Origin of the sequence: Burkholderia guangdongensis (genome assembly GCF_013403875.1) — a bacterium.
Classification (GTDB): domain Bacteria; phylum Pseudomonadota; class Gammaproteobacteria; order Burkholderiales; family Burkholderiaceae; genus Burkholderia; species Burkholderia guangdongensis.
The window spans coordinates 119,814-140,519 of the sequence record NZ_JACBNX010000002.1 but is presented as its reverse complement, the minus strand read 5'-3'; the positions used below and the strand labels follow the sequence as shown (position 1 = coordinate 140,519).

The following is a 20,706-nucleotide window of genomic DNA, read 5'->3' as shown; positions in this document are numbered from 1 at the left end:
TCACCCGAAGAAGCCGTGCAGGAACCAGCCCGGCCCGGCGACATGGCGGATGGTCGGACATTCCTGATAGATCCAGTAGCAGGCGCCGTCGTCGCCCTGCGCGACGCGGTAGTCGCGTTCGACGAGCTGGCCGTCGAACCAGCCCGCCTCGATCCGCTCGATCGATGAAACGAACCTGAGCGGCGTGCGGTAGAACGGCCGATTCTCGCGGACCATCAGCGGCAGCGGCTCGGCCAGCAGCCATGCGGGACGCGGCGGCGCATCAGGTGGCGCGCCAGGCGGCACATCAGGTGACGCAACCGGCCGCCCGGCGGCGGCCCGTTTGCCGGCGGTCATATGAAGCGGCAACCAGCGGTTCTCGACCTCGGGCCGATGATCGGCGACAGGCGCGGCGCGCAGCACATTGTCGGCGCCGAGCCGCGCGGCCAGCAGCTCGACGAGACGCGCGCGCTCCTCGCGCGTGCCGCCCGGCTCCGGGAACAGATCATCGGCGGGCGGCGCGACCGACTCGACGCGCGTGACCGTCAGCCGCACCGCGATCACCGCCGCGGGCAGTGCGACGCGCGCGAGCCGCTCGCCGAGCAGCCGCATGAAATGCGCGCCGTCGCGCACCGGCGCGGCGAACGCGAGATCGAGCGTGGTCGGCGGCACCGCCTGGCGGCCGCGCTCGTGCTCGAGGCCGAACGTCATCGCGGCGAGCGAAAGCTGCCGCGCGGCGAGCCAGCCGCACAGCTGCACGACGAGCCGCTGCGCGACGAACAGCACGGCCTGCGCATATTCGACGCGCTCCGGCAATTCGAGCCGCATGTCGAAGACGGGCGGAATCGGCAGCCACGCGTGCAGCTCCGCGGCATGGCCGTATGCGCGGTCGAGCGCGGCGAGCAGCGCGGGCCCGCAGCGGCGCTGCAGCCCCGCGCGCGGCAGGCGGCGCAAATCGGCGAGCGTGCGGCAGCCGAGGCCGTCGAACCAGTCCGCGTATGGACGCGCGTCGGGCAACAGCGCGCACGGCAGCGCATCGAGCGCGCGCGCGAGCGAAGCGGTGCGCACGACGCGCCGCCGCGTGCGCAGCTGGCGCGGCGCGCGCGCGAGCAGCCACGCGCCGCGCCCGGTCGGCGCTGCGCTCACGCGGGCCGCATAGCCGAGCGCCGCGAGCGTCGCCCGCACCTGCCGGCACAGCGACGGCAGCCCGCCGAACAGGCGCAGGCTCGCACCGACGTCGACGACGAGCGTCGCTTCATCGTCGAGCGCGACGCACGGCGAGAAGCGCAGCAGCGCGAGCGCGACCGCGCGCAGCGCATCGGCCTCGCGCAGCGGATCGCGCTCGACGAGCCGCGTGTCGGCGGACAACGTCAGCACGCCGCCGCGCTTCATCCCCGCGCGGACGCCGCGCGCGCGAGCGAACGCGTCGGCGATCAACACGACGCCCTGCTCGAGCACCGCCCAGCCGCCGCCGGCCGGCTCAGGCGACGGTGTGACGCACACGTCGAGCGGCAGGCGCGGCAGATGGATGCCGAGCAAGACGCGCATAGCGGCCCTCCACGATCGGCGACGGCAGTTCGAGCTCGAGCATCTCTGCCTGCACCGGCCCGCGACGCTTGACGATCTCGACCGCCACGCCGCCCGGCTGCGGATGCAGCGCGAGCCGCAGCACGGCCGGCGACGGCTGCCGCGCGGCGGCGAGCGGCCGCAGCATCGCGAACAGCGTGCTGCCCGAGCGCGCGGCCGCGAGATGCAGCCGCCGCAATGCGTCGTTGCGCACCGTCTGCTGCCAGAGCAGCAGCGCGCCGCAGCAGCCGGTCTTCAGCGCCTGCTCGGCCGCCCACAGCGCGTCGGCCTGCCGCGGCGCGCGCAGCCAGAGCAGCGCGTCGGGCGGCACGTGAAGCGCCGCGAACGCGGCCGCGTTCGGCACATGCGGCGGCGCGACGAGCGCGAGCGGCCGCCGCGCGTCGACGGCCCGCGCGAGCGCAGGCGCGAGCAGCCGCAACTCGCCGCAGCCGGGCTGCGCGACGAGCAGTTCGACGAGCGCGCCGACCGGCCAGCCGCCGCCCGGCAGTTCGGCCGACAGCGCCGCGAAGCCGGTATCGATCGTGCGCGGCCCGCCGCGCGCGAGTTGGGAGCCGCGCCAGAGGGACGGATGCAGCGTTTCGGGAGCAATGGAGGATGCGAGCATGATGCCGACATGACTGTATGGATATACAGTATATGGCAATGCGTTCGCGGCGCACAGCACCGTCGCGTGTCGCGGATCGGCACGCGACGGCGAGCGAGATGACCCGTTTATCAAATCGGACATCTCTTTACCGTCACTGCCTATCTCAAATACATGAGACTCAATGATTTTACACTTTCATTACAATGCGTTAGGCTTTAGCAACCCTTGGATCAGAAAGGTGAGCAAATCAAAACTACTGTTCATTTCGACGCTCAAAAAGTCACTTCAAATGCGATCGCGACACTATATGAGCGAGTCGGGTTCGGTGCATCACGCGATTATCTGACAATCGATGATTTTCGCAATCGGTTTCTCGGCGGAACAAATATATTCGCCGCATTTGCCACCACACTTACCGGCCAGTTGGCCGGCATGGCCAGATCATTTAGTGACGATACGTTCGTCACATACATCGCGGAAGTCTGTGTGGACCCTGGTCTGCAAAGACAGGGCATAGGTTCGGCACTCATGAAAGCAATTGTCGACCGCTTCCAACATACTGCGATATTTGCAGATACCTTTATTGGATGCGAAAAAACATTTTCCGATGTCGGCATCACGCCGAAACCCAAACTCATCGCCTGCAGCCGGGCGCCCGGACCTTTCGGCGATGAAAGAGCGTAGCTCCGGATATCCGCTATGCGACGAATTTGCCCTGCTTGTCGAACAAGCCCTGCACTCGCTCGGCTCGACAAACGGCTCCGACGGCTTCGATGCACTTCACCTGATCAAGGACGATCTCCTTGCATACGTACAGCCGTTCAATCACGTCCGCTCTCGACAACGCAAAAATAAGCGTGAAGCATGGGAACGCCACGAGAACGAATTCCTCGGAAAATTCCTGCTTCGCCGCGCACGGAATGTTCACCGATATCTCAGGCGCGCCGCCAAGATCGCATCGTTACCGGCGATAGCAGGCCGGCACCAACAGGTCGAACTTGCCTTCCTCGACGGTGACTCGCATCGCGGCGGGGAACGTCCGGTATGCATCGATACCGGGAATCGCCGTTATGTCGTGAAACACACCGATCCGCGTCTATACGAGATCTTCGCGAAAACCTTGGATGTCGTCGAAGCGAGCGCTTCGATTGGGCTTCGGTATCCGCCGCTTCAGATCGACGACGATACGCATGCGTGGCAGGTACTCCCGTTCCTCGAGGCAGGAGCATCCAGCGATGCGATAGAACAACGGTTGTACATGATGCGCCTGGGTGCGGTAACGGCCATCGCCTACTTTCTCGATTTGACCGACATTCATCTGGAAAACCTGATCGCACACCGTGGCATCCCAGTCATCGTCGACATGGAATGCATGTTTTCCGGTTTTTCCGGTACTGCGCGCACGCCTCAAGAGAGGCTCATGTCCACGGGATTGATCGCTCCACAGGCCGGGCTTTCATCCATTGCCGGCGGCAGCCTGGCGTCCACGGAGATAGGTGGCCACCTGCGCACCGATGGCAGGTTCGCGTATTTACGGCGCAAGCGAACCACCACCCATCGATTGAAAATCGGCGACGACCTGTATGCCGATCCTCGGGAATACGTCGACGAAATCGTCCTCGGTTTCGAAACGACGCTGCACATTCTCGCGGCAAAGCGCGCGACGCTCACCGACATGCTGTGCGACGCAAGATACCAGACCTGTTCAACACGGTTCGTATTTCGGCCGACGGCACACTACAAGTGCTACCTCGAATTGCTGTTCACGCCCGCCGATATCAGCAGGCAACGCATGCAGCATGCGCTGTTCACCGACCTCTTCAAGCTTCCGACATACCACGATGATGACCGCATTGACACGCGAAGAGGCGAAACGCATGACCTCCTCAACGGCGATATTCCCTATTTTTCACTCAATGGCGAAGAGCCATACGTCCTGCATCAAACGGGGAAAATGAGTGCGGCACGCTCGCGCTTCTCGATGAGCCGCAGAATCAGGCGCGCGCTCGTCGAATTCGATACGGCGGACTTCCCCGCACTGACCGATTCGGTTCGCCAGTTCGTCAGAACCGGGAGGATCGATCCTTGATATCCAGATACCTGCGCCGCGCCCTACGCGATTTTGCGGCTACCCTCGATCGCCGCATGACGATACGTCTGGCAGTCATCGTGTTGTCCGTGCTATTGAGCTCCGCGGCCATCAGCCTCGCACCGATTTTCCTCGCGAGCCTCATCGACCACACGAAATCGCCTTCCGCCGCACATGACCTGAGCCTTCTCGTCCTCTTTTATATCGCCGCAAGATTCGCTGGCCAAATACTGGTCGATCTTCGCTGGCTGATTGTCAATCCGTTTCTCTATCGCCTGTCCTACCGGCTAGCCACACTGATGGCGGCGCGTATCGGCACACAATCCAACTACAGCGTTCGCATAGCCGATCACACGGAATCGATTACCCGACGAGTCGCAATCGTCTCAAAGATGCAAACCGGGTCGATGGGGGTCGCCTACAGCGTATTGTCCGGCTTTCTGCCGGCGATATGCGATCTCATCGTTGTCATTGCCGCCGTATCCACCCTGGCCGGCGACGTCTTTCCACATATGCTGGTGACGGCGATCGCAATACTGCTTCTTGCGGTGAAGTTCATGAGGCGAAGGGAGCTGGATCGCACAGCAGTCGCCCACAACGCGGACAACGACGTGTTCGCCCAATACGGCGGCCTGATTTCCAATGCCAAGCTGATTCATGAATACGATGCACTCCCCTTTTTCCAGCAACGTCTGCGATCTGCTATCGGCACGTCGATGGCCGCACACAATCGGCTCTTTCTGACCAAGAGCGTGCGTGGCATCGCGATTACGCTTGCCACCGCGATCGCCTATCTGATCGTCCTGCTCGTCGCCGCCCGTCGAGTGGCCGATGGCCAATTCGGTGCTGGCGAGATCTTCCTGCTCGCGACGTTCCTGGACCGACTGGTCCAACCGATGTCCAATCTATCCAATTCGGTGAACGGGTTTCAGAGCGGCATCGTCGCAATGAGCAGCGGCTATGACGAACTGGATTCTCTCGATCGCGAATACGCGCCGACGAATCCGTCCGTGCTGACTTTCAGCGCCGCACGACGCGCCCCTACAGACGCAAATGAACCGATCGCCTGTCGTGGCGACCGCGTTCACGTCACCGGCAAATCCGGCTCGGGCAAATCGACGTTTCTGTCCCGGGTATATGCGGCCGCACAAGCTGAACACGACCGACATGCCGTGCTGTTCTTGCAAGCCAATCCTGAAATCGTCGACGGCACGGTAAGAGACAACATTCGACTCGCGGACGAATCGATTTCTGAAGCTGCTGCCCTCGAATCTCTCGAAATATGGCCTGCGCACGGAGGCCGCCGGATCAATCTCGACGAGAGCGCACGCTCGCTATCGCTTGGAGAAAGACAGTTCATTGCGATCGTGCGCGCGGCGCTCAGAAAACCGAACATACTGATCATCGACGAAGCGCTCAATTCTATAGACGTCACATCCGAGGACGCAGTCCTTCGTTATCTACAGACTTCGCTGCCGGAGACAATCCTTTTTCTCGTCAGCCATCGCCCACTCCAGAGCATCAAGCCCGATTTCAGCGTCGATTTCGGCAAAACACGCGGAGCCGCGAAACTCGTGTTCACCTGAATCGCAGCGAAAAAGAAAAAAGCCTGCTCAAACCACGCAGGCCTTTCAAATCGGCTCGGAACCGAACCGGACGCGCTCAGAAACGACGCGACCATCGACCCCTTATAGCGTGGATGACGTCGGTAGAGGAAACCTCCAGCTGGCCCGCTTGGGCCAGGCGTTGGATGGCATCAAGGACAGCTGCCGGGGTCAATTTGCTCATTTATCTGCTCAGTATCCGCTCGCGCATGAGCGGATACTGCCTGAAATGAGCAGATTGTCAGGAGTGAGCTGCTCAGAACGACGCGACCATCGACCCCTTGAACTGATTCTTGATGAACTCCCGGACTTCAGCAGACTGATACGCCTTGACCAGCTTCTTGACCCACGGCTGATCCTTGTCCTTCGCCCGCACCGCGATGATGTTCGCGTACGGGCTCGTCAGCGCTTCGAGCGCGATCGCGTCCTTCGTCGGCTCCAGATGCGCGGCGAGCGCGTAGTTCGTGTTGATCACGGCCGCGTCGACGTCGCCGAGCACGCGCGGCAGCTGCGCCGCGTCGAGTTCGGTGAGCTTCAGCTTCTTCGGGTTCTCGGCGACGTCGAGCACCGTCGCGTTGTTGCCGCCGGTGCCGGCGCCCGTGCGAAGCTTGATCACGCCTTGCGTCTGCAGCAGCAGCAGCGCGCGGTTCTCGTTCGACGGATCGTTCGGCACCGCGACCTTCGCGCCCTGCGGCAGATCCTTCAGCGCCTTGAATTTCTTCGAGTACACGCCCATCGGCGAAATGTACGTCAGGCCCGCGCTGACGAGCTTGTAGCCGCGCTGCTTGACCTGGCTGTCGAGGTACGGCTGGTGCTGGAAGCTGTTCGCGTCGAGGTCGCCCGCGTCGAGCGCCGCGTTCGGCTGCACGTAGTCGTTGAACTCGATCACCTTCACGTCGAGCCCTTCCTTCTGCTTCGCGACCTTCTGCACGACCTGCCACACTTGCGAATCGGGACCGCTGACGGTACCGACCTTGATCACCCTGTTCTGCGCGTACGCGCCGGTCGACACCGCCAGCGCGGCACCCGCCGCCAGCACGGAAAACACTTTCAGGAGACTGCGACGCTTCATCTGATTCTCACTTCTGCTTGCAAACGGAAAAAGGATCGATGACCGGCCGGAACCGGTTCACCGGAAGACGGCAGATGGTGTCACAGGATCGACGCGATGTGAAATACATCGCGCTCATATAGGTATGCATCCGCCGGGAATAGCGGCAACGCGCACGCGCGCCGCCGCCGCAACGTGCTCCGCTCAGTCGAGCAGCAGTTTCAGATCATGAACCCACGGCGCCGGCCCCTGGCCGTCGCGCACGAAGAGCCGCAGCTTGCCGTCCGGATCGAACACGTAGCTCGCGGCGGTGTGGTCCATCGTGTAGCTGTCGGGCGTTTTGCCCGCGGCCTTCGCGTAGTACACGCGGAAGTCCTTCGTCACCTTCTGAAGCTGCGCGTCGTTCGCCGGCCGCAGCCCGATGAACGCCGGATTGAACGCCGGCACGTACTGGCCGAGCACGGCCGGCGTGTCCCGCGCCGGATCGACGGTGACGAACAGCACCTGCACACGTTTCGCGTCGTCGGGCCCGAGCTGCTTCAGCGCCTCGGACAGCTCGGCCATCGTCGTCGGGCACACGTCCGGGCAATGCGTGTAGCCGAAGAACAGCACGACGGCCTTGCCCTTGAAATCGGCGAGCGTGCGCATCTTGCCGGCCGTGTCGGGCAGCGCGAAGTCGGTGCCGAACTGCGTGTTGCCGGTGATGTCGACGTTCTGGAACTGCGGCGCGTTGCCGCAACCGGCGACGAGCAGCGCACCGGCGAGCATGCACGCGGCGAGCCAGACACGATGCGCACCGCGCGTCCACCAGGAATTGAGCATGGCGTTCAGACCGTCCTTCTTACATGCCGAGCAGCGGGCGCGCATAGTGATCGACGAGCAGCGCCGCGAACAGCAGCGACAGATAGACGATCGAAAAGCGGAACGCGCGGCGGGCCAGGTCGTCCGAATAGTCGCGGTAGATCTTCCACGCATACGCGAGGAAGATCGCGCCGAGCACCACCGCGCTCGCGAGATAGACGGCGCCGCTCATCCCCGACACGAACGGCATCAGCGTGACCGCGAACAGCACCACCGTATAAAGCAGGATGTGCAGCCGCGTGTACTGCTCGCCGTGCGTGACGGGCAGCATCGGCAGGCCCGCGTTCTCGTAGTCCTTGCGGCGGTACAGCGCGAGCGCCCAGAAATGCGGCGGCGTCCACACGAAGATGATCAGCACGAGAATCCACGCGTCGCCCGGCACCGCGCCGGTGACCGCGGCCCAGCCGAGCGCCGGCGGCATCGCGCCCGACGCGCCGCCGATCACGATGTTCTGCGGCGTCGCCGGCTTCAGCAGCAGCGTGTAGATCACCGCGTAGCCGACGAACGTCGCGATCGTCAGCCACATCGTCAGCGGGTTCGTGAACGTGTAGAGCGTCCACGCGCCGACGCTGCCGAGCACCGCGGAGAACACGAGGATCTGCGCGGTCGTGATCTCGCCGCGCGCGGACGGGCGCCACGCGGTGCGGCGCATCAGCGCGTCGACCTTCTGCTCGACGAGGCAGTTGATCGCGAACGCGGCGCCCGCGAGCAGCCAGATGCCGACCGTGCCGCCGACGAGCACCTTCCACGGCACCATGCCGGGCGTCGCGAGGAACATCCCGATCACGGCGCAAAACACCGCGAGCTGCGTGACACGCGGCTTCGTCAGCGCGATGTACTGGGAAAGGCGGCTACCGGGCGTATGGGAGAGGGTGCTGTCCATGAGATGGGGTCACGCCGGCGCGGCGTCGCGCGCAGGCAGCGCGACGGTTCCGGGGCGGCTTGAAAGGATGCGAAAGTTTAGCATGACGACGAGCAGCAGCAGGACCGCCGCGCCCCCGTTGTGTGCGACCGCGACCGGCAGCGGCCACTGCAGCACGATGTTCGTGAGGCCGGTCGCGAACTGCAGCACGACGACCGCGAGCACGCCGGTCGCCGGCGCCCGCAGCGACGCGAAACGGCGCATCTTCAGCGCGAACGCGATCAGGTACGCGACGACGACGAACGCGAACGTGCGGTGCGTCCAGTGGATCGCGACGAGCGCGTCCTGCGTGATCGCCTCGCCGTCGCCGGTCATCCCGAGCGCGCGCCACAGATGAAAGCCCTGATGGAAGTTCATCGGCGGAATCCACGCGCCGTTGCAGGTCGGGAAATCGGTGCACGCGAGCACCGCATAGTTCGTGCTGACCCAGCCGCCGAGCGCGATCTGCGCGACGAGCAGCGCGAGCGCCGCGAGCGCGGCCGCGCGATAGCGGCCGGCGTCGGGCTCGTACGCGGGCAGCGGCGTGATCCGCGCGGCAAGCCAGCCGAGCGAGCCGAGCAGCGTCAGGCCGAGCAGCAGGTGCGTCGTGACGATCACCGGCTGCAGCTTCATCGTGACGGTCCACGCGCCGAACGCGCCCTGCACGACGATCAGCATCAGCAGCCCCGTCGGCCACCACGGCGACACGTGCAACGGCCGGCGGCGCAGCCGCGCGGTCCATGCGATCGCGGTCTGCGCGATGATCAGCACGCCGATCGCCATCGCGAAATAGCGGTGGATCATCTCGATCCACGCCTTCGTCATGCTGACGGGGCCCGTCGGCATCAACTGGTGCGCGGCCGAGATCGCCGCGTGCGCGATGAACGGCGACGACGTGCCGTAGCAGCCGGGCCAGTCCGGGCAGCCGAGGCCGGAGTCGGTCAGCCGCGTGAAGCCGCCGAACATCACGAGATCGAGCGTCAGGAACGTCGTGACCCAGACGAGCTTGCGGAATTTGTTGTCGTCCGCCTTCACCCACACGTAGGACAGCACCAGCAGCGCGATGCACAGGCCGATCAGGCCGAGTTGTACGAGATACATCGGAGATTTCCTCGTCGCCCGTCCGTCAGCCGATGCTCGACCACTTGAGCAGCTTCGTCACGTCCCGCTTGATCTTGCTCGGATCCGGGTTCTTCGGGAAACGCATCATCAGGTTGCCGTTCGGATCGACGAGATAGATGTGGTCGGTGTCCTGCGTGCCCGCGTCGGCCGGCAGCCACGCGGCGATCGCGGCCGGATCGGCGACGAGCTTGCGCGTGTCCGGATACGCGGCGCTCACCTTGTCCGGAATCGGGTTCGCATCGCTGCGCAGCCACACCGTCGTGATCCGCTCGCGCTCGCCCGCCTGAGTCGCGCGCACCTGACGCATGAAGTAGAGCTTCGTCGCGCACGCGTCGTCGCACGCGCTCTTGTCGGTCATCACGAACAGCCACACGCCGCGCAGCGACGCGAGCGGGACCGTCTTGCCGGACTCGTCGACGACCGTCAGCGACGGCGGAATCGGCCGCTGCGGATCGATCAGCGCGCCATAGTTCGTCGAGCCGCCGCGCGGCTTGATCACGTAATAGGTGACATACGACGCGATCATCGGCGCCGCGCAAACCAGCGCGACGAGCAGCAGCATCCAGCGGCCGCGCTGCCACGAGCCGCGCGCCGGAGCGTCCGCGCCGGCGATCGGCCGGCGGGCGGGCTGACGGGAAGATTGCATAGACAAAATCGGACCTCTCGAAACAAGCCGCGGCATCGCCGCCGCGGCAAACCACGCGCTTACGCGCCGGACGGCTTCCTCGCCGCGCGCCGCGCCGCGAACAGACCGAAGGCCAGCGCGGCCACCGCCATGCCCCACCACTGGAGCATGTATCCATAATTGCGCTCGACGCCGAGCGTCGGCGCGGGCCAGTCGCGCACCAGCTTGTCGCCGTCGTCGCTCGTCTGCTGGATCACGAACGGCTGCAGCGGCAGCCCGGTTTCGCGCGCATACGCGCCGACGTCGAGGTTCTGGCGGATCTTCTGGTGCGGCGCCGAGCCGCCCGAGCCGAGCTCGAACGCGCGCGTCGCGTCGGCGCGCGCGATCCCTTCGATCGTCACGTCGCCCGCGGGCGTCGCGAACGGCTCGATCGTCGCGCGATCGGCCGTGTTGCGCGGCAGCCAGCCTCGATTCACGAGCACGTAGCCGCCGCCCGCCAGTTTAAACGGCATCACGACGTAAAAACCCGGCTGATCGTTATACGGACGATTGTCCAGAAAGACGGCGTTCTCCGGCATGAAGCGCCCGGTCGCGCGCACGCGATGGAACTCGATGTCCGCGAGCGGCAGCGGCACCGCGCCGACCGGCGCTGGCGGCGCATGCTCATAGCGCGTGATGTTCGCCTCGAGCGCCTCCTTCTGATGCGCACGGTCGCGCTGCCAGAAACCGAGCCGCACCGTGATCGCGACGACCGCCAGGATCAGCAGCGCGGGAAGCCAGCGAATCTTCATCATGCCGCTCCGCGGCCGAGACGATCGCGAAAGCGAGGTGCGATAATGACACCTTTCCCGTCGAATAGCCGTCGTCCGGTTCGCTTCATGCACATCCTCGTTGCCATCGCTTTCATCCTCATCGTTGCCAGCATGGGCTCGGCGCTCTATTTCATGATGCACGACCGCGGCCACACGAAACGCATGGTCTGGTCGCTCGCCACCCGCGTCGGGCTATCGATCTCGCTGTTCCTGTTCATCCTGTTCGCGAACTGGATGGGCTGGATCCACTACACCGGCATCCCGATCGGCCACTGACCCGCCGACGCGGCCGAATACGGCCGAATACGGCCGAATACGGCCGATTGCGGCCGATTGCGGCCGATTGCGGCGAACGTGACGAATGTGACATTTCGCCGCACGCACTCCCCGCCAAGCAAAAGCGCCGCCTGACTGGAGTCGCGGCGGCGCCCGGGTGAAGCGGTCTTCTCTACGCTGCCCGGCGGCACGCCGCCCGGCATTCAGCGCAAACGGCCCGCGCATCGCTCTCGCGGGCCGTTCGTTTCCGTTACAGCCAGTAGACGACGACGTACAGGCCGAGCCAGACGACGTCGACGAAGTGCCAGTACCACGCGGCGCCCTCGAACGCGAAGTGATGATCGGCCGTGAAGTGGCCGCGGATCATCCGCACCAGCACCACCGTCAGCATCGTGCCGCCGAGGAACACGTGGAAGCCGTGGAAGCCCGTCAGCAGGAAGAACGTCGAGCCGTAGATGCCCGAGGCGAGCGTCAGGTTCAGTTCGTTGTACGCGTGGAAATACTCGAAGCCCTGCAGGAACAGGAAGCAGACGCCGAGCAGCACCGTCGCGGCGAGCCATGCGATCGCCTTGCGGCGGTGATCATCGCGCAGCGCGTGGTGCGACACCGTCAGCGTCGCGCCCGACGACAGCAGCAGCGCGGTGTTCACGGTCGGAACCGGCCACGGAGTCATCGACTTGAAGTGACCGGCGAGCGCGGCCGGGCCTTCGTTCGGCCACACCGCGGAGAAATCCGGCCAGATCAGCTTGTAGTCGAGGCTGCCGAGCTGGTGCAGCGCGATTTCGCGGGCGTAGAACAGCGCGCCGAAGAACGCGCCGAAGAACATCACTTCGGAGAAGATGAACCAGCTCATGCTCCAGCGGTACGAGCGGTCGACGTTCTTGCCGTACATCCCGCCTTCGGATTCGGCGATCGAATCGCCGAACCAGTGATACAGCGTGAAGAGGAGCCACAGCAGGCCGATCAGCGCGGTATACGGCGCCCAGTCGTGGTCGTTGATCCACAGTGCGAACGAGCCGAGCATGACCAACAGGCCGATGGCCGCGCTGATCGGGTGCCGCGACGGATGCGGCACGAAATAGTACGGGCTCTGGTTGTGAGCGCTCATCCTTGATTCTCCACTTCAGTCCAATTTGTGTACCGGAACCGCTCCGGCTTTATTTCTCGCGGCGCGACGGCCGCCGCCACTGCCTTCCTGCCCGGGCGCCGACGCGCCCACCCTGCATTCCTGCGTCAGTGCACGACCGCGTGAACGACCGCGATCAGCACGCCGATGAACACCGCGGCCGCGATCAGCGCGACGATCAGCACGTGCAGCGGGTTCAGCTGCTGCGCGTCCGCCTCCAGGTCGCGCCGCTTGCGCACGCCGAAGAACGACCACAGCACCGCCTTCAGCGCCTTTCCGAACGAACTGTTCCTGCCGACTTCCGTCACGTCCCCTCCTGTCGATCAGAGTAAGCGCTGAAGCGCGAACTCGGATCCCATGCAAAGCTCCATCAGACGCCGGGCTTCGCCGGCGCCGTGCCGCGCGTCAGCGCGGGGGTATTCAACTCGAAGAACGTGTACGACAGCGTGATCGTCTTCACGTCCTTCGGCAATTTCGGATCGATCACGAACACCACCGGCATCCTGCGCGATTCGTTCGCGGCCAGCGTCTGCTGCGTGAAGCAAAAACACTCGATCTTCTTGAAAAACTCGGTCGCCTGCTTCGGCGCGTAGCTCGGAATCGCCTGCGCGACGACCGGCCGGTTCTGGCTGTTCGACACGTCGTACATGATCGTCGTCAACTGGCCCGGATGCACGTCGATGCTGCTCTTCTCCGGCATGAAGCCGAGCGGCCCGTGCGCATTCGCGTCGAACTCGACCGACACGGTGCGGCTGTAATCGATCTGCGTGTTCTTCGCCTCGCGCAGCGTCGCATCGCGCTGCACCAGGTTGTTGATACCCGTCACCTGACAGATCGCGCGGTACATCGGTATCAGCGCAAATCCGAACCCGAACATCATCAACGCGACGACGACGAGCTTGAACAGCATCGAACGGTTGAACGCCCGATCCGCCGTGGCTTCCGGCTTCGACATACGGCAACTTCCTCGCTACGGCTCAGTGAGTGGACAACCACCACTGCTTGATCACGACACCCATAAAAAAGACGGCGGCGATCGCCAGCAGGATCAGGCCGAGCCGCTTGTTGCCCTTGCGGATCTCTTCGGGCGTGCGTCTTTGTTGTGGATTCCGGGTCATCTGATACAGGGGGTGAAACGTTCCGAACACTCCGTCGCCGCCCGCGGGGCAGGCGACAACGGAGCCAGGATTCAATGCTTACTCGACGTGCGGCGGTTGCTCGAACGTGTGGAACGGAGCCGGGCTCGGCACGGTCCATTCGAGGCCCGTCGCGCCGTCCCACGGCTTGTCGGACGCCTTTTCCAGCTCGCCGCCGCCACGGTACGCGGGCAGCGCGACCGCGAACAGGAAGTACACCTGCGCGAGGCCGAAGCCGAACGCGCCGATCGTCGCGACCTGGTTGAAGTCCGTGAACTGCGCCGGGTAATCCGCATAACGGCGCGGCATGCCGGCGAGGCCCAGGAAGTGCATCGGGAAGAACGTCAGGTTGAAGAAGATCATCGACGCCCAGAAGTGGATCTTGCCGCGCATCTCGTTGTACATCCAGCCGGTCCATTTAGGCGACCAGTAGTACCAGCCCGAGAACAGCGCGAACAGTGACCCGGCAACGAGCACGTAGTGGAAGTGCGCGACCACGAAGTAGGTGCCGTGATACTGGATGTCGAGCGGCGCCATCGCGAGCATCAGGCCCGTCAGGCCGCCGAACGTGAACACGAACAGGAAACCGATCGCGAACAGCATCGGCGTCTCGAACGTCATCGAGCCGCGCCACATCGTCGCGAGCCAGTTGAACACCTTCACGCCGGTCGGCACCGCGATCAGCATCGTCGCGTACATGAAGAACAGCTGGCCGGTAACCGGCATGCCGGTCGCGAACATGTGGTGCGCCCAGACCATGAACGACAGGATCGCGATCGACGAGGTCGCGTAGACCATCGAGCTATAGCCGAACAGCGTCTTGCGCGCGAACGCCGGGATCACCTGCGACACGATCCCGAACGCCGGCAGAATCATGATGTACACCTCGGGGTGGCCGAAGAACCAGAAGATGTGCTGGTACATCACCGGGTCGCCGCCGCCTGCCGCGCTGAAGAACGACGTGCCGAAGTGGCGGTCGAACAGCACCATCGTGATCGCGCCCGCGAGAACCGGCATCACCGCGATCAGCAGATAGGCGGTGATCAGCCACGTCCACGCGAACATCGGCATCTTCATCAGCGTCATGCCCGGCGCGCGCATGTTCAGGATCGTCACGACGATGTTGATCCCGCCCATGATCGACGACGCGCCCATGATGTGCACCGCGAAGATCGCGAAGTCCATGCCCGGGCCCATCTGCGTCGACAGCGGCGCGTACAGCGTCCAGCCGGCGGCCGTCGCGCCGCCCGGCGCGAAGAACGAACCGACGAGCAGCACGGCCGCGACCGGCAGCAGCCAGAAGCTGAAGTTGTTCATCCGCGCGAACGCCATGTCCGACGCGCCGATCTGCAGCGGAATCATCCAGTTCGCGAAGCCGACGAACGCCGGCATGATCGCGCCGAACACCATGATCAGGCCATGCATCGTGGTGAGCTGGTTGAAGAACTCCGGCCGCATGATCTGCAGGCCCGGCTCGAACAGCTCGGCGCGGATGCCGAGCGCCATCACGCCGCCCGACAGGAACATGATGAACGAGAACAGCAGGTACAGCGTACCGATGTCCTTGTGGTTGGTGGCATACAGCCAGCGCCGCCAGCCGTGAGGCGTTTCGTGCGCGTGGTCGTCGTGCGCGTGGCCCGCGGCTACGTCGTGCCCGATGCTAGACATGAGAATCTCCTAATGCGAATACGTCGACAAACACAACGACACGTCAGGCCGCCGGCCCGATCTCGACACGGCGCGCTTCCTTCGCGTCCGCCCCGCCCGTGATCGTTTCCGGCTTCTTCAGAACGATGCGGTCTTCCGCGACACCCGCGGCCTTCAGCGCGTCGCGCACGGCCTGCGCGCGGTGCTTCGACAGCTCCGCGTTCGCATCGGCCGAGCCCGTCTTGTCGGTGAAGCCCGACACCGCGAGCTTCGCGTCCGGATGCGCCTTCGCGTAGTCGGCCGCCGCGGCGATCGACTTCTGCGCGTCGGCCGGCAGCGTGCTCTTGCCGGTGTCGAAATAGATCGTCGACAGCGCCGTGCTCGCTGCGGCCTGCTGCGATGCATCGGCTGCGGACGCGGCGGCCGGTGCTGCCGCTGCGGCTTCCGCCGGCGCGGCACCGCCCGCGGTGTCCGTCGGCATCTGGCCGTTACGCGCGGCCGCGACCTGCTTCGGTTGCAGCATGTCGCCCTTGTGGTTGCCCCACGAGTTGCGCTCGAACGTGATCACCGACGCGATGTCGACGTCCGACAGCGACGCCCACGACGGCATCGCGCCCTTGCCCTGCAGCACGCGCGTCAGGTGGCCGGCGATCGGGCCGTTCGCGATCGGGCTGCCGTCGAGCGCCGGGAATGCGCCGAGGCCCTTGCCGTTCGCCTGGTGGCACGCCGCGCAGTTCGCCTTGTAGACGTCCTCGCCGTGCGACATCAGTTCGGCCATCGTGTAAGTCTTGTTCGGATCGAGCGTCGCGCTGGCCATCTTCGCCTTCTCGTCGCTGACCCACTTCGCGTAGTCTTCGTCCGACAGCACCTCGACCACGACCGGCATGAACGCGTGTTCCTTGCCGCACAGTTCGGTACAGAAGCCGCGATAGGTGCCGGTCTTCTCGGCCTTGAACCACGTGTCGCGCACGAAGCCCGGAATCGCATCCTGCTTCACGCCGAACGCGGGCACGTACCACGAGTGAACGACGTCGTTCGCGGTCGTGATGATGCGGATCTTCTTGTTGACCGGCACGACGAGCGGGTGATCGACTTCCTGCAGATAGGTGTCGGTGATCGGCTTCTGGCCGTCGACTTCGCTGCGCGGGGTAATGAGGGTCGACAGGAAGCCGATGCCTTCGCCCGGGCCCTTCACGTAGTCGTAGCCCCACTTCCACTGGTAGCCGGTGACCTTGATCGTCAGATCGGCGTTCGTCGTGTCCTTCATCGCGACGACCGTCTTCGTGGCCGGCAGCGCCATCAGCACGACGATGATGAACGGAACGATCGTCCAGATGATTTCGACGGTCGTGCTTTCATGGAAATGGGCGGCCTTGAAGCCCTTCGATTTGCGGTGCGCGAAGATCGAATAGAACATCACGCCGAACACGACGACGAAGATCACCGTACACAGCACCAGCATCATCGCGTGGAGGTTGTAGAGCTCCTCTGCGATCTTCGTGACAGGCGGCTGGAAATTGATCCCGTTGACGCTGGGGCCACCCGGGACGTCTCCGACTGCCAGAGCGGAACCGGCGAAGAGCAATCCGCTGCATGCCAGCACGCCCGTGAGGGCTCGCTTGATTGTTTTCATAGCTTCCTTACCCAAAATTTCCATTCAAAGCCTCCCCCCGTCGCGAGCCGCCCGCGCAACCCGGACCGCCCCCTCAGCCGCAGCGCCTGAGCGATGCGCGCAGCGTCCGGGCGAACTGCACGCGCTGGTACTGCGCGAGATGCTGCCCGATCACAACGGTCTGCCCACGCGACACCAGCCGAATCGGATCGCGAGGCGTCGCGCCCGACTCGACCCGCACCCAGCGCGGGTTGAATTCGATCTGCGTGAGCCGCTCCGCATTCATCCGCTCGATCACGAGCCGATGCGGAAACAGCCTGATGCGTTCGTAGTCGACCGCATGGCGTGCGTAGATCGCGAACGCGACACCCACCGCCAGCAGCTCGATTCCGGTGAAGGGCGCCACGAGCCACGCCCCCCGCCATATCATCGACGCCGCGATCGCCAGCGAGACAGCCGCGAGCGACGCGTAAAACAGCACGAACTGACGCGGCGACACCGAGCAGTTGCGCTTCATCAGCCAATCCTCGAGGACCGGTTCCGCCTCCGTCGCTTCCGTCGAAACTTTCGCTGCGTCCATCGCCGTCTCACGCGAATGGCATGCGATGCATGCCTGCATCGAGCTCGCCGCCCCGTATTGCGGGGATCCCAAGGGCGGCAGGCTGACGCATTATAGGCGCGTTCAATGGCATCCACAAGCAAGCGGCGACCGGCCCGCAAGCCAAGCGCGACAAGGTTCCGCGCCGTTCCGGCGGGGTTTTTCGCATTAGCCCGCGCCGCTAATTCCCACCATAACGAAACCCTTCTTTACTGCATCAGCGATTCTTCGGGCGCCCCTTGCCGATATCCTCGATCCGCACGATTCCGTGGCCTTCCGGCGTCGTGCGCGGCACCGCCTTCCACGCGTGCCCGTAGATCACCTCGAACGTCAGCGCAATCGTGCCGTCGTCGCGCCGGCGCGCGTCGAGCGCGTCGCCGAGCGCGCGCCGGAAGCGCCGCGTCGCGCCGCGCGGCGCCGCGCGCTCGAACGGATACGCGCCCCAGCGGCGCACGTCGGCCAGCAGCGATTCGGGAGACTGGTACGTGATCGTCAGCACTTCCTGGTCCATCACCGGGATCTCGAAGCCGCTCTCGACGAGCATGTCGCCGAGATCGTGCATGTCGACGAAATCGATCACGCGCGCGCCGGCCGGCGCGAGGCCGAGCGTCGCCTCCGCTTGCGCGTACGCCGCGCGCAGCTCGCGCAGCGTGTCCGGGCCGAGCGTGCTGAACATCAGCAGGCCGTTCACGCGCAGCACGCGCTGCCATTCGGGAAACACCGCGTCCGGGCGCGAATGCCAGTGCAGCGCGAGATTCGACCAGATCAGGTCGAACGCGCCGGCCGCGAACGGCAGCGACGAGAAATCGGCCTGCGCGACGCGCGGCCCGCGCTGGCCCAGCGCACGGCCGAGCGACGCCGGCAGCCAGCGGCGCCAGTCGGTCTGCGCGGCCTCGCGCTGGCCCGCGCGCGCGAGCATCGCGCCGGATACGTCGACGCCGAACACCGGCGCCTCCGGAAAGCGCGCGCGCAGCGCCGGCAGGTCGTCGCCCGCGCCGCAGCCGGCATCGAGCACGCTCGCGGGGGTCACCTTGATGTATTCGAGACGCTCGTTCATCCGCTGCGCGATCTCGCGCGGCAGGAACGCGACCGCGTCGAATGCGTCGGCGCGGCGATCGAAGATCCGCCGCAGGCGCCGGGAATCATAGGCCGGACGGCTAGGTGAGGGAGAGACTGGCGACATGTCGGGCACACTGGCGAAGAGCCCGAAGTATACTCGCTCGCCCCGCCCGCTTCAGCGACGCGGGGCAGCGGCCTTGCCTCGAAGGAGCATCCGGATGCATCGTCGTCCCGTCCTGCCGCCGGCGATGCGCGTGCGGTTGTCGCGAATCGGCACGCTCGCCGCGCGCATCGCGACGATCGCGCTGCCGAATCGCTGCGCACTGTGCGGCAATTTGTCACATCCTGCGATCTGCGCCGTTTGCGATGCCGCGTACTGGAACGAAGCGCGCGTGCGCTGCGTCGTCTGCGCGGCGCCGCTCGCGCCCGGGCGGTCGCGCCGCGCGGCCGGCTACCGGTGCGACGCGTGCCGCGCCGACGCGCCGCCGTTCGACGCGACGCTCGCGCTCGCCGACTATCGCGCGCCGGTCGACACGCTCGCGCGGGCGCTGAAGTTTCATGCGCGGCTCGCGCTCGGCGCCGAGTTCGCGGGCCGGCTCGCGCGGCTCGTCGACGATGCGCACGGCGCGCGGCACGGCTTCGACGTAGTCGCGCCGGTGCCGCTCGCGCGCGAACGGCTCGCGGCGCGCGGCTACAACCAGGCGTGGGCGATCGCGCGGCCGCTTGCGCGCCGGCTTGGCGTGCGCGCGTCGGCGACGCTGCTCGTGCGCGTCGCGCGGACCGCGCCGCAATCGCGGCTCGCCGTGCGCGCGCGGCGCGACAATGTCGCATCGGCGTTCGCGGTCGCGCACGACGTCGCCGGCCGCCACGTCGCGCTCGTCGACGACGTGATGACGTCCGGCGCGACGCTCGCGGCGGCGGCGCAGGCTTTGAAGGCGGCGGGCGCGCGGCGCGTGACGAATCTCGTCGCGCTGCGCACCGCCAAAGATTGACCGATCGTTACACCCGACTGTTCGCAGTCGCTGATGCCCGAGACCGAATCATGTTCAACGTCGTCCTCGTCGAACCCGAAATTCCGCCGAACACCGGCAACGTGATCCGCCTGTGCGCGAACACCGGCGCGCGGCTGCACCTGATCGAGCCACTCGGCTTTCCGCTCGACGACGCGAAGATGCGCCGCGCCGGCCTCGACTATCACGAATATGCGCAGATGCGCGTGCACCAGGACTGGCACGCGTTCGTCGCGGCCGAAGCACCCGATCCCGCGCGGATGTTCGCGTTCACGACGCGCGGCTCGGGCCGCTTTCACGACCATGCGTTCCTGCCGGGCGACTGGTTCGTGTTCGGCGCGGAGACGCGCGGCCTGCCGGCGGACCTGCTCGAACGCTTCCCGAACGCGCAGCGCGTGCGCCTGCCGATGCGGCCGGGCAACCGGAGCCTGAATCTGTCGAATACGGTCGCGGTCGTCGTGTTCGAGGCGTGGCGTCAGGCCGGCTTCGACGGCGGCGCCTGAACGCGCGCGAGCGCCGCGCGGTAGAGCGCGAGCATGTCGGACGAAAAGCACGCGAACACGACGCGCGCGAGATGCGGCGCTTGCGGCAGCATGCCGACGACCGTGCCGAGCGCGACGTCGACCGCCTGCTCGGCCGGATAGCGATAGATCCCGCAGCTGATCGCGGGGAACGCGAGCGACGCGCAGCGCTGCGCTTCGGCGAGTTCGATCGCGCGCCGGTAGCATGACGCGAGCAGCTCGCGCTCGCCGCGCGCGCCGCCGTGCCACACCGGGCCGACCGCGTGGATCACGTATTTCGCGGGGAGCGCGTAGCCGCGCGTGAGCTTCGCGTCGCCGCTCGCGCAGCCGCCGAGCGTCTCGCATTCGGCAAGAAGCCCCGGGCCGGCCGCGCGATGGATCGCGCCGTCGACGCCGCCTCCGCCGAGCAGCGAGCCGTTCGCCGCGTTGACGATCGCATCGACCTCGAGCGTCGTGATGTCGACGACTTGCGCGTCGAGCGTGGTGGAACCGATCTGCAACATG

The 20,706-nt window shown here is 65.6% G+C and carries 23 protein-coding genes; 6 read left to right on the top strand and 17 right to left on the bottom strand.

Annotation, left to right across the window (positions count from 1 at the left end; all coding sequences use genetic code 11):
- Both HZI36_RS03205 and imuA read right to left on the bottom strand, forming a co-directional pair.
- On the bottom strand, window positions 1-1,527 hold the full coding sequence (locus HZI36_RS03205) for a Y-family DNA polymerase (protein ID WP_179401188.1): 1,527 nt from the start codon (window positions 1,525-1,527) through the stop codon (window positions 1-3).
- Complete coding sequence (imuA, locus tag HZI36_RS03200) at window positions 1,460-2,170, bottom strand: translesion DNA synthesis-associated protein ImuA (protein WP_179401187.1); 711 nt, start codon at window positions 2,168-2,170, stop codon at window positions 1,460-1,462. Before imuA ends, HZI36_RS03205 begins: the two co-directional genes overlap by 68 nt.
- A 207-nt stretch (window positions 2,171-2,377) precedes the next feature.
- On the opposite strand from imuA, the gene HZI36_RS03195 reads away from it, so the two are divergent.
- From HZI36_RS03195 to HZI36_RS03185, 3 genes are read left to right on the top strand one after another with little or no spacing between them, the layout of a single operon-like run.
- The gene (locus HZI36_RS03195) at window positions 2,378-2,836 is read left to right on the top strand and encodes a GNAT family N-acetyltransferase (protein WP_179401186.1); all 459 of its coding nucleotides are present in this window, start codon (window positions 2,378-2,380) and stop codon (window positions 2,834-2,836) included.
- On the top strand, window positions 2,823-4,241 hold the full coding sequence (locus HZI36_RS03190) for a DUF4135 domain-containing protein (RefSeq protein ID WP_179401185.1): 1,419 nt from the start codon (window positions 2,823-2,825) through the stop codon (window positions 4,239-4,241). The genes HZI36_RS03195 and HZI36_RS03190 overlap by 14 nt, the downstream gene beginning before the upstream one ends.
- Window positions 4,242-4,297: 56 nt before the next feature.
- On the top strand, window positions 4,298-5,827 hold the full coding sequence (locus HZI36_RS03185) for an ATP-binding cassette domain-containing protein (protein WP_179401184.1): 1,530 nt from the start codon (window positions 4,298-4,300) through the stop codon (window positions 5,825-5,827).
- Between the two features lie 274 nt (window positions 5,828-6,101).
- Here the strand turns inward: HZI36_RS03185 and HZI36_RS03180 are convergent, their stop codons facing one another.
- The 6 genes from HZI36_RS03180 to HZI36_RS03155 all read right to left on the bottom strand — a co-directional run bounded on the left by HZI36_RS03180 (window position 6,102) and on the right by HZI36_RS03155 (window position 11,196).
- Entirely contained in the window at window positions 6,102-6,917 is an 816-nt protein-coding gene (locus HZI36_RS03180; protein ID WP_179401183.1) for a MetQ/NlpA family ABC transporter substrate-binding protein, read from the bottom strand.
- Window positions 6,918-7,100: 183 nt separating this feature from the next.
- Window positions 7,101-7,718, bottom strand: a complete 618-nt coding sequence (locus tag HZI36_RS03175) for an SCO family protein (protein ID WP_179401182.1) — start codon at window positions 7,716-7,718, stop codon at window positions 7,101-7,103.
- A 19-nt stretch (window positions 7,719-7,737) separates the two neighbouring features.
- Window positions 7,738-8,640 (bottom strand): heme o synthase, encoded by a 903-nt coding sequence (cyoE, locus tag HZI36_RS03170; protein ID WP_179401181.1) that lies wholly within the window; start codon window positions 8,638-8,640, stop codon window positions 7,738-7,740.
- A 9-nt stretch (window positions 8,641-8,649) separates the two neighbouring features.
- Complete coding sequence (locus HZI36_RS03165; RefSeq protein WP_179401180.1) at window positions 8,650-9,759, bottom strand: COX15/CtaA family protein; 1,110 nt, start codon at window positions 9,757-9,759, stop codon at window positions 8,650-8,652.
- Between the two features lie 25 nt (window positions 9,760-9,784).
- Window positions 9,785-10,426, bottom strand: a complete 642-nt coding sequence (locus HZI36_RS03160) for an SCO family protein (RefSeq protein WP_179401179.1) — start codon at window positions 10,424-10,426, stop codon at window positions 9,785-9,787.
- Between the two features lie 59 nt (window positions 10,427-10,485).
- Complete coding sequence (locus tag HZI36_RS03155) at window positions 10,486-11,196, bottom strand: SURF1 family protein (RefSeq protein ID WP_218883610.1); 711 nt, start codon at window positions 11,194-11,196, stop codon at window positions 10,486-10,488.
- An 87-nt stretch (window positions 11,197-11,283) separates the two neighbouring features.
- On the opposite strand from HZI36_RS03155, the gene HZI36_RS03150 reads away from it, so the two are divergent.
- Window positions 11,284-11,493, top strand: coding sequence for a twin transmembrane helix small protein (locus tag HZI36_RS03150; RefSeq protein ID WP_179401177.1), 210 nt, complete (start codon window positions 11,284-11,286; stop codon window positions 11,491-11,493).
- 250 nt (window positions 11,494-11,743) lie between these two features.
- On the opposite strand, the gene HZI36_RS03145 is transcribed toward HZI36_RS03150, so the two are convergent.
- The 8 genes from HZI36_RS03145 to HZI36_RS03110 form a co-directional block, all read right to left on the bottom strand.
- Complete coding sequence (locus HZI36_RS03145; protein WP_179401176.1) at window positions 11,744-12,601, bottom strand: cytochrome c oxidase subunit 3; 858 nt, start codon at window positions 12,599-12,601, stop codon at window positions 11,744-11,746.
- A gap of 125 nt (window positions 12,602-12,726) precedes the next feature.
- Window positions 12,727-12,927, bottom strand: coding sequence for a DUF2970 domain-containing protein (locus HZI36_RS03140; protein WP_179401175.1), 201 nt, complete (start codon window positions 12,925-12,927; stop codon window positions 12,727-12,729).
- 62 nt (window positions 12,928-12,989) lie between these two features.
- Window positions 12,990-13,574, bottom strand: a complete 585-nt coding sequence (locus tag HZI36_RS03135) for a cytochrome c oxidase assembly protein (protein WP_179401174.1) — start codon at window positions 13,572-13,574, stop codon at window positions 12,990-12,992.
- 22 nt (window positions 13,575-13,596) lie between these two features.
- On the bottom strand, window positions 13,597-13,737 hold the full coding sequence (locus tag HZI36_RS03130) for a cytochrome oxidase small assembly protein (protein ID WP_218883608.1): 141 nt from the start codon (window positions 13,735-13,737) through the stop codon (window positions 13,597-13,599).
- A gap of 78 nt (window positions 13,738-13,815) precedes the next feature.
- A complete protein-coding gene (gene ctaD / locus HZI36_RS03125) occupies window positions 13,816-15,423 on the bottom strand; it encodes a cytochrome c oxidase subunit I (protein WP_179401173.1) in 1,608 nt (535 codons plus the stop codon).
- 43 nt (window positions 15,424-15,466) lie between these two features.
- Window positions 15,467-17,059, bottom strand: coding sequence for a cytochrome c oxidase subunit II (gene coxB, locus HZI36_RS03120; RefSeq protein ID WP_179401172.1), 1,593 nt, complete (start codon window positions 17,057-17,059; stop codon window positions 15,467-15,469).
- Window positions 17,060-17,108: 49 nt separating this feature from the next.
- On the bottom strand, window positions 17,109-17,594 hold the full coding sequence (locus HZI36_RS03115; protein WP_246326944.1) for a DUF2244 domain-containing protein: 486 nt from the start codon (window positions 17,592-17,594) through the stop codon (window positions 17,109-17,111).
- A gap of 235 nt (window positions 17,595-17,829) precedes the next feature.
- Window positions 17,830-18,795 (bottom strand): methyltransferase domain-containing protein, encoded by a 966-nt coding sequence (locus HZI36_RS03110; RefSeq protein WP_179401170.1) that lies wholly within the window; start codon window positions 18,793-18,795, stop codon window positions 17,830-17,832.
- Between the two features lie 94 nt (window positions 18,796-18,889).
- Between HZI36_RS03110 and HZI36_RS03105 the strand changes: the two genes are divergently transcribed.
- A complete protein-coding gene (locus HZI36_RS03105) occupies window positions 18,890-19,663 on the top strand; it encodes a phosphoribosyltransferase family protein (RefSeq protein WP_179401169.1) in 774 nt (257 codons plus the stop codon).
- Between the two features lie 50 nt (window positions 19,664-19,713).
- Complete coding sequence (gene trmL, locus HZI36_RS03100) at window positions 19,714-20,184, top strand: tRNA (uridine(34)/cytosine(34)/5-carboxymethylaminomethyluridine(34)-2'-O)-methyltransferase TrmL (protein ID WP_179401168.1); 471 nt, start codon at window positions 19,714-19,716, stop codon at window positions 20,182-20,184.
- Here trmL and HZI36_RS03095 read toward each other — a convergent pair.
- Window positions 20,157-20,705, bottom strand: coding sequence for an O-acetyl-ADP-ribose deacetylase (locus tag HZI36_RS03095; protein ID WP_179401167.1), 549 nt, complete (start codon window positions 20,703-20,705; stop codon window positions 20,157-20,159). The genes trmL and HZI36_RS03095 overlap by 28 nt on opposite strands.
- Between the last annotated feature and the right edge of the window lies 1 nt (window position 20,706).